Annotated in this window: 5 protein-coding genes, 15 tRNA genes, 1 rRNA gene and 1 other annotated feature (1 of these 22 only partly in view); of the genes, 1 reads left to right on the plus strand and 20 read right to left on the minus strand. The window is 46.1% G+C overall.

Translation table 11 applies throughout. The features are described from left to right. Nucleotides 1-237: 237 nt before the first annotated feature. From sufB to ACQQ6X_RS20585, 4 genes are read right to left on the minus strand one after another with little or no spacing between them, the layout of a single operon-like run. Entirely contained in the window at nucleotides 238-1,635 is a 1,398-nt protein-coding gene (gene sufB, locus ACQQ6X_RS20570; RefSeq protein ID WP_305166825.1) for a Fe-S cluster assembly protein SufB, read from the minus strand. Between the two features lie 43 nt (nucleotides 1,636-1,678). Beyond that, a complete protein-coding gene (gene sufD, locus ACQQ6X_RS20575) occupies nucleotides 1,679-2,986 on the minus strand; it encodes a Fe-S cluster assembly protein SufD (protein ID WP_430493484.1) in 1,308 nt (435 codons plus the stop codon). A 23-nt stretch (nucleotides 2,987-3,009) separates the two neighbouring features. Beyond that, on the minus strand, nucleotides 3,010-3,786 hold the full coding sequence (gene sufC / locus ACQQ6X_RS20580) for a Fe-S cluster assembly ATPase SufC (RefSeq protein WP_305166826.1): 777 nt from the start codon (nucleotides 3,784-3,786) through the stop codon (nucleotides 3,010-3,012). After that, nucleotides 3,767-4,288, minus strand: coding sequence for a MarR family transcriptional regulator (locus ACQQ6X_RS20585; RefSeq protein WP_305166827.1), 522 nt, complete (start codon nucleotides 4,286-4,288; stop codon nucleotides 3,767-3,769). The genes sufC and ACQQ6X_RS20585 overlap by 20 nt, the downstream gene beginning before the upstream one ends. 159 nt (nucleotides 4,289-4,447) lie before the next feature. On the opposite strand from ACQQ6X_RS20585, the gene ACQQ6X_RS20590 reads away from it, so the two are divergent. After that, nucleotides 4,448-4,570 (plus strand): hypothetical protein, encoded by a 123-nt coding sequence (locus tag ACQQ6X_RS20590; protein WP_305166828.1) that lies wholly within the window; start codon nucleotides 4,448-4,450, stop codon nucleotides 4,568-4,570. A gap of 308 nt (nucleotides 4,571-4,878) precedes the next feature. Here ACQQ6X_RS20590 and ACQQ6X_RS20595 read toward each other — a convergent pair. The 16 genes from ACQQ6X_RS20595 to rrf all read right to left on the minus strand — a co-directional run bounded on the left by ACQQ6X_RS20595 (nucleotide 4,879) and on the right by rrf (nucleotide 6,380). Continuing rightward, nucleotides 4,879-4,957 (minus strand) — tRNA-Leu (locus tag ACQQ6X_RS20595). Between the two features lie 11 nt (nucleotides 4,958-4,968). Then, nucleotides 4,969-5,043: transfer RNA gene (locus ACQQ6X_RS20600), tRNA-Cys, on the minus strand. A gap of 11 nt (nucleotides 5,044-5,054) precedes the next feature. Then, nucleotides 5,055-5,126 (minus strand) — tRNA-Gly (locus tag ACQQ6X_RS20605). A 6-nt stretch (nucleotides 5,127-5,132) separates the two neighbouring features. Next, a tRNA-Gln gene (locus ACQQ6X_RS20610) sits at nucleotides 5,133-5,207 on the minus strand. A gap of 9 nt (nucleotides 5,208-5,216) precedes the next feature. Next, nucleotides 5,217-5,289, minus strand: a tRNA-His gene (locus tag ACQQ6X_RS20615). 18 nt (nucleotides 5,290-5,307) lie between these two features. After that, a tRNA-Trp gene (locus tag ACQQ6X_RS20620) sits at nucleotides 5,308-5,381 on the minus strand. 7 nt (nucleotides 5,382-5,388) lie between these two features. Continuing rightward, a tRNA-Tyr gene (locus ACQQ6X_RS20625) sits at nucleotides 5,389-5,474 on the minus strand. 4 nt (nucleotides 5,475-5,478) lie between these two features. Next, nucleotides 5,479-5,554, minus strand: a tRNA-Thr gene (locus ACQQ6X_RS20630). 14 nt (nucleotides 5,555-5,568) lie between these two features. Then, nucleotides 5,569-5,645, minus strand: a tRNA-Asp gene (locus ACQQ6X_RS20635). Between the two features lie 25 nt (nucleotides 5,646-5,670). Further along, nucleotides 5,671-5,744: transfer RNA gene (locus ACQQ6X_RS20640), tRNA-Met, on the minus strand. Between the two features lie 10 nt (nucleotides 5,745-5,754). Then, nucleotides 5,755-5,830 (minus strand) — tRNA-Val (locus ACQQ6X_RS20645). Between the two features lie 9 nt (nucleotides 5,831-5,839). Beyond that, nucleotides 5,840-5,911: transfer RNA gene (locus ACQQ6X_RS20650), tRNA-Glu, on the minus strand. A gap of 19 nt (nucleotides 5,912-5,930) precedes the next feature. Then, nucleotides 5,931-6,022 (minus strand) — tRNA-Ser (locus tag ACQQ6X_RS20655). Between the two features lie 3 nt (nucleotides 6,023-6,025). Then, nucleotides 6,026-6,101: transfer RNA gene (locus ACQQ6X_RS20660), tRNA-Asn, on the minus strand. A gap of 4 nt (nucleotides 6,102-6,105) precedes the next feature. Next, a tRNA-Ala gene (locus ACQQ6X_RS20665) sits at nucleotides 6,106-6,181 on the minus strand. A gap of 82 nt (nucleotides 6,182-6,263) precedes the next feature. Beyond that, nucleotides 6,264-6,380 (minus strand): 5S ribosomal RNA (gene rrf / locus ACQQ6X_RS20670). A gap of 157 nt (nucleotides 6,381-6,537) precedes the next feature. Beyond that, nucleotides 6,538-6,753, minus strand: a sequence feature (23S ribosomal RNA rRNA prediction is too short); it runs 52 nt beyond the window's last position.

Here is a 6,753-nt window from a genome sequence, read left to right on the forward strand (position 1 = left end):
GCTTTTTGCCTAAGAGTAACCTCTTGATCCGAAAGTTCCCTTATAAGCGTATGAATAGAGTCTAAAGGTATCATCACACCACAACTTGCGCTCAATCCTGACAGCATATGAAGGCAGAACTGAAGTTTTCGTATCTCTCGAGTAATTTGAGCTAGTTCTGAATCGTCCGAATTATTTTTCTTCATTACTAGCACCTCTTTAAAGAATGATAAAGGTTCGATCTATTAAATTAATGAATCAACCGATGCTTCCTTCCATCTCAAATTGAATCAACCGATTCATTTCAACGGCATATTCCATTGGCAATTCTTTGGTAAACGGTTCAATAAAGCCCATTACAATCATTTGTGTAGCATCTTGTTCTGTAAGCCCGCGGCTCATTAAGTAAAACAATTGTTCCTCGGACACTTTGGATACTGTTGCCTCGTGCTCCAAAGTAATCTGATCGTTTTTAATTTCATTGTACGGAATCGTATCTGATGTTGACATGTTGTCTAATATCAACGTATCGCACTTAATATTGGACTTGGACCCTGCGGAATCGCGGCTGAAGCTGGACAACCCTCGGTAGTTTACTTTTCCGCCCTGCTTGCTTATGGATTTGGATATAATCGTAGAAGTTGTCTCGGGAGCAAGGTGAATTACCTTCGCGCCAGCATCTTGATGCTGATCTTTACCGGCTACGGCAATAGACAGGATGGACCCCTTGGCTCCCCGTCCTTTCAATAATACTGCCGGATACTTCATTGTTACCTTGGAGCCGATGTTGCCGTCCACCCATTCCATTGTGGCATTTTCTTCTGCCACAGCCCTTTGGGTTACCAAGTTGTAGATATTAGGAGCCCAATTCTGAATGGTCGTGTAACGGACACGGGAATCTTTTCGGCAAATAATTTCAATAACTCCACTATGCAGAGAACTGGAACTATAAATAGGTGCTGTACATCCTTCAACATAATGGACAAAGCTGCCCTCTTCGGCAATAATTAATGTCCGCTCGAATTGACCCATATTTTCAGAATTAATACGGAAATAACCTTGTATAGGAACCTCGCACTGAACACCCTTCGGAATGTATACAAAGCTACCGCCTGACCAAACCGCACTATTAAGCGCCGCAAATTTATTGTCGGCGGGAGGGATGATCGTCCCAAAATGTTGCTTAAACACTTCGGGGTATTGCTTTAATGCACTATCCGTATCAAGGAAAATAACGCCCTGATCCTCCAGTTCTTTCCGCATGCTGTGATAAACTACTTCCGACTCATATTGAGCGGATACGCCCGCCAGGAACTTTTGCTCCGCTTCAGGGATTCCCAGCTTGTCAAAGGTTGCTTTGATCTCGGAAGGAACCTCCTCCCAGGTCTTTCCCTGTTTTTCAGAAGGGCGAACGTAATACTGGATGTCATCAAGATTTAGCCCAGTCAAATCCGCTCCCCATTCAGGCATCGGCATTTTGTAGAATTGCTTCAAAGCTTTCAACCGAAAATTGAGCATCCACTCCGGCTCTTCCTTGATCCGGGATATTTCCCGGACAATCTCTTCCGTCAGACCTTTTCCAGATTGAAAAATAGACTGGTGCTTGTCGCGAAACCCATATTTATATTCGCCCATATCTGGTGCTTTTTTAGCCATTAGTATCACTCCTTTTTAACCTTTCAAGATTCATTTTGATTTGCTATGATCTACCGAGCTTGCTTTCCACTAAATCTTTTAGGCGACTGCGAACACCTTCCAGCGGGATCTCCGAAATGACAGGAGCGAGAAATCCGAAAATAACAAGATGTTCGGCTTCACTTCGTGATATCCCGCGCGACATCAGATAATAGATTTGCTCTGCATTTACTTGCCCCACGGATGCAGCATGACCCGCGGTTACATCATCCTCATCTATCAGCAGGATCGGATTGGCATCACCGCGAGCTTTAGGACTTAGCATAAGCACACGTTCTGTTTGCTGACCATCACAATGGGTTGCACCTTTTTCAATCTTTGTAATGCCGTTGATAATGGACGTAGCTTCTTCAAGCATGACTGCACGCGTAATCATCTGGCTTCCCGAGCTTCTGCCAAAATGCTGAGCTTGAGTTGTATAGCTCGATTTTTGATTGCCCGTGCCAATAGCAATCACCTTATTGTCGGAGACTGCCCCGTTGCCTTGTAGCAAAGTCTTGGTATCGCTGGCGGTATAACCATTGTTCATCTCACCGATAATCCATTCCACACCCCCATCAGCAAGAACGACCGCCCGTCGCTGGGTGAAATCTGTTGTAGTTGCAGCAAGCTGATGAACCGAAGCTACTTGCACCTTTGAGCCCGCCCCCGCGAAGACCTCCGTCACACCGTTATGCAATACCTTGACATCATCACCACTCGATACACAATTATCCACATAAGTGATCTTGCTGTTGCTCCCTACCACAATTAAGACATGAGGAGCAAAACACACACCGCTTGTATCGTTAAGAAAGATCGCTTGAATAGGTGCTTCAACCTCTACACCGTCTGGGACATATAGAAAAACGCCACCACTCCATAAGGCACTGTGTGCAGCAGATAAACGATGTTCTTCTGGCTTTACTGCCTGAAAGAGATAACGTTGAACCAGCTCCTCATGCTCTTTTGCCGCAGTATGCAGATCCGTTAAAATGACTCCCTGGGCGGCTAAGCTCTCGGACAATTTCGTATACACTACATCCGAGTTGGACTGAACGATTAGTCCGCCTTTCACCGGAGAAGCAACCAAACCTCGAACAACCTCCGGCGCTTCCTCCAAACTAGACCACGCATTCTCAGCTTTGTAATCTCCACTTTCGTAGATATCCCATTTTTCAAGATTGATTTTCTCCACTTTAGGCAACTCCAGCGTCCCTGCCAGTTCGAGTGCGTGAACGCGGCGTTCAATCAGCCAACGAGGTTCATCCTTAGCCCTTGACCATGCGCGTAAATCGTCCACATTCATTGAAACTCTAGCTTGTATATCCATGTGCTGTTCCTCCTCTCCGGCTTTTAGGCTTCACTTACCGTCTCATCCGTAATCCCAAGTTCCTCCTTCACCCAATCGTACCCTTCAGCCTCCAAACGGTGGGCAAGCTCCGGACCGCCAGATTTAACTATCCGGCCTTGCATCATGACATGCACAAAATCCGGGGTAATATAATTCAACAGTCGTTGATAATGGGTGATGATTAAAAAGCCTCTATCCGGGCTGCACATCTCATTTACGCCATTGGCCACAATACGCAGTGCATCAATATCAAGCCCTGAGTCCACTTCATCCAGAATCACAAACTTGGGTTCAAGCAGCATCATTTGCAAAATCTCATTCCGCTTTTTTTCACCGCCAGAGAATCCCTCATTCAAATAACGATGCATAAATTCCGGGTTCATCTCCAGCCCCTTCATTTTTCTCTCCATTTCACGGATAAAACAGATTAAGGATATCTCATCACCTTCTTCACGCCGTGCATTGATGGCAGTTCTGAGAAAATCCGAGTTGGTCACGCCAGCAATTTCACTTGGGTATTGCATAGCGAGGAACAAGCCTGCCTGAGCACGCTCATCCACCTCCATCTCCAGAAGGTCTTCATTGTCCAATGTCACCTTACCGCCAGTAACCTCATATTTGGGATGGCCCATTAAAGCTGAAGCCAATGTACTTTTTCCCGTCCCATTAGGCCCCATAATCGCATGAATCTCTCCGCCATGAATCTCCAGTGTGAGCCCTTTTAAAATTTCTTTCCCTTCAATCTTGGATCTTAATTCCTCAATCTTTAATGTCGTCATTTATCGTAAACTTCCCTTCGGTGTATTCTTCGGCACGCGCCACCAAATCACTCATAAATTTTGCAATAGTCTGCAGCTCAGCCTCTGAATAGGATTCAATGAATTGGTAAAACCTTTCTTCTTTTTCTTTGTGCAGTTCTTTATGCAAATGATAAACGTGTCTTCCCTTATCCGTTAAACTAAAGTAAACCTCCTTACGATTGCTGTTCAGTTGACTTCTCATAATGAAGCCCATTTCCAGCAGCTTTGCACTAATTTTAGTAATGCTAGCTTTGGACAACCCCATCTTCTCCACAATCCCGGTATGATTTATCGGTTCATAATCACCAATGCAATCAATAACGTGTACACTAGTAATATTGTTGGAGAGCATGTCAATCTGGTACTTTCTAGCCTGTTGCCGAAACGAGTTAATTTCTTGTTCAGTATACAGCTCATTCAGATGTAGCATTTTAATATATTGCTCGTAAAGATGACCTTTAAAATGATTTTGAAACTCCAATTTCCCAATCTCCCCTCTCTTGTAATAGTTGCAGATCAAGTTCAGTGTCACCATTAGATTATATTTTGTTCACTAGTAAACAAAATCATATTAACACAATTGATATTGATAATCAATATCAATTGTGTTAAATGTGACGCAATTTTGGAGGCGCTGTTCATGAATTTGTTGCCATTGTCATCGGCAAACCAAGAAAAGAGCCGAAATCTTGCTTCAGGAAGCCAGGAAATTTATCATATGGAAGGACAAGCACTCGCGGTTGAAAACGAAGATATGCTGTAAGAGTAAAAGCGGCTACTCCATCCGGTAATAGCAAAAGTCTGTTCGCAGACTTTATGCTTCAATCGCTTATCTTCTGACAATTCTTATTGTCTTGAATACCTGGAGTATATTTATGTAGATGTATTAGGGGTAAGCATGAAAGAAGTTCAGGAATGGTTAGGCCACAGCGATTATGCAACAACGGCAAATATTTATTCGCATTTGGAATACAACTCAAAGGTGTCTTCAGCTCAAGCAATGAGTGGGGTACTAAAGTTCAAATAAAAAAAGCTCATTAGAGAATGTCTCTAATGAACTCTTTTAGTTAATACCGGCGAGAGGACTCGAACCTCCACGGTTTCCCACTCGATTTTGAGTCGAGCGCGTCTGCCATTCCGCCACGCCGGCATATTTAATTATGGAGGCGCCACCCAGATTTGAACTGGGGAATAAAGCTTTTGCAGAGCTTTGCCTTACCACTTGGCTATGGCGCCAGAGTATAAAAAGCGGACGACGGGAATCGAACCCGCGACCCTCGCCTTGGCAAGGCGATGCTCTACCGCTGAGCCACGTCCGCATAAGATGGCTGGGGATATAGGATTTGAACCTATGCATGACGGAGTCAAAGTCCGTTGCCTTACCGCTTGGCTAATCCCCAATAAGAAAGGGCGGCCGATGGGGCTTGAACCCACGAATGCCGGAGTCACAGTCCGGTGCGTTAACCACTTCGCCACGACCGCCACAGGAAAAGAAGTAATTGGCAGGGGCAGCAGGAATTGAACCCACACCAACGGTTTTGGAGACCGTTGTTCTACCTTTAAACTATGCCCCTATAAAACTGGTGGAGGATGATGGATTCGAACCACCGAACCCGTAAGGGAGCAGATTTACAGTCTGATGCGTTTGGCCACTTCGCTAATCCTCCAAAATGGTGCCGGCGAGAGGACTTGAACCCCCAACCTACTGATTACAAGTCAGTTGCTCTACCAGTTGAGCTACACCGGCATATTAAGTTAAAATGGCGGAACTGACGGGATTCGAACCCGCGATCTCCTGCGTGACAGGCAGGCATGTTAGGCCTCTACACCACAGTTCCAGAGGCATTTCCAATAGGAAACTAATTGCGGGGGCAGGATTTGAACCTACGACCTTCGGGTTATGAGCCCGACGAGCTACCGAACTGCTCCACCCCGCGTTATTATATATGGTGGAGGCTGAGGGGATCGAACCCCCGACCCTCTGCTTGTAAGGCAGATGCTCTCCCAGCTGAGCTAAGCCTCCATACTACTATGACCCGTAGGGGATTCGAACCCCTGTTACCTCCGTGAAAGGGAGGTGTCTTAACCCCTTGACCAACGGGCCATATTTATTTTATAAGAGCTGGCGGAGAGAGAGGGATTCGAACCCTCGAGACGCTTTTGGCGCCTACACGATTTCCAATCGTGCTCCTTCGGCCAACTCGGACACCTCTCCATATGGCTCCCCGAACAGGACTCGAACCTGTGACAACTCGATTAACAGTCGAGTGCTCTACCAACTGAGCTATCAGGGAATATTGGTGGAGCCAAGGGGGATCGAACCCCTGACCTCCTGCGTGCAAGGCAGGCGCTCTCCCAGCTGAGCTATAGCCCCATCTTAAAGATAAGAATTGAAATTTTGAATATGTAGAGGTTAGCCTTATAGGCGAAAAAAAATCCCCAGATAAGGGGGTTATGCTTGGCGGCGTCCTACTCTCCCAGGACCCTGCGGTCCAAGTACCATCGGCGCTGGAGGGCTTAACGGTCGTGTTCGGGATGGGTACGTGTGGAACCCCTCCGCTATCGCCACCAAACATGTATTTGATTTGCAAATACTTTACTCAGGAACAGCATCGCCAAATGCTGTGTGTTCGCTTGCCTCATATAAGCTACTCGAACTTATATGATGCCATGCTTCCACCCTGAAAACTGGATCCGAAACTTCCTTGCGCTTTATCTTAGGATAAGCCCTCGACCGATTAGTATTGGTCAGCTCCATGCATTACTGCACTTCCACCCCCAACCTATCTACCTCGTCGTCTTCAAGGGGTCTTACATACTGGGAAATCTCATCTTGAGGGGGGCTTCACGCTTAGATGCTTTCAGCGCTTATCCCTTCCGTACATAGCTACCCAGCGGTGCTCCTGGCGGAACAACTGGTACACCAGCGGTACGTCCATCCCGGTC

The organism is Paenibacillus ottowii (assembly GCF_050516475.1).
GTDB lineage: Bacteria > Bacillota > Bacilli > Paenibacillales > Paenibacillaceae > Paenibacillus > Paenibacillus ottowii.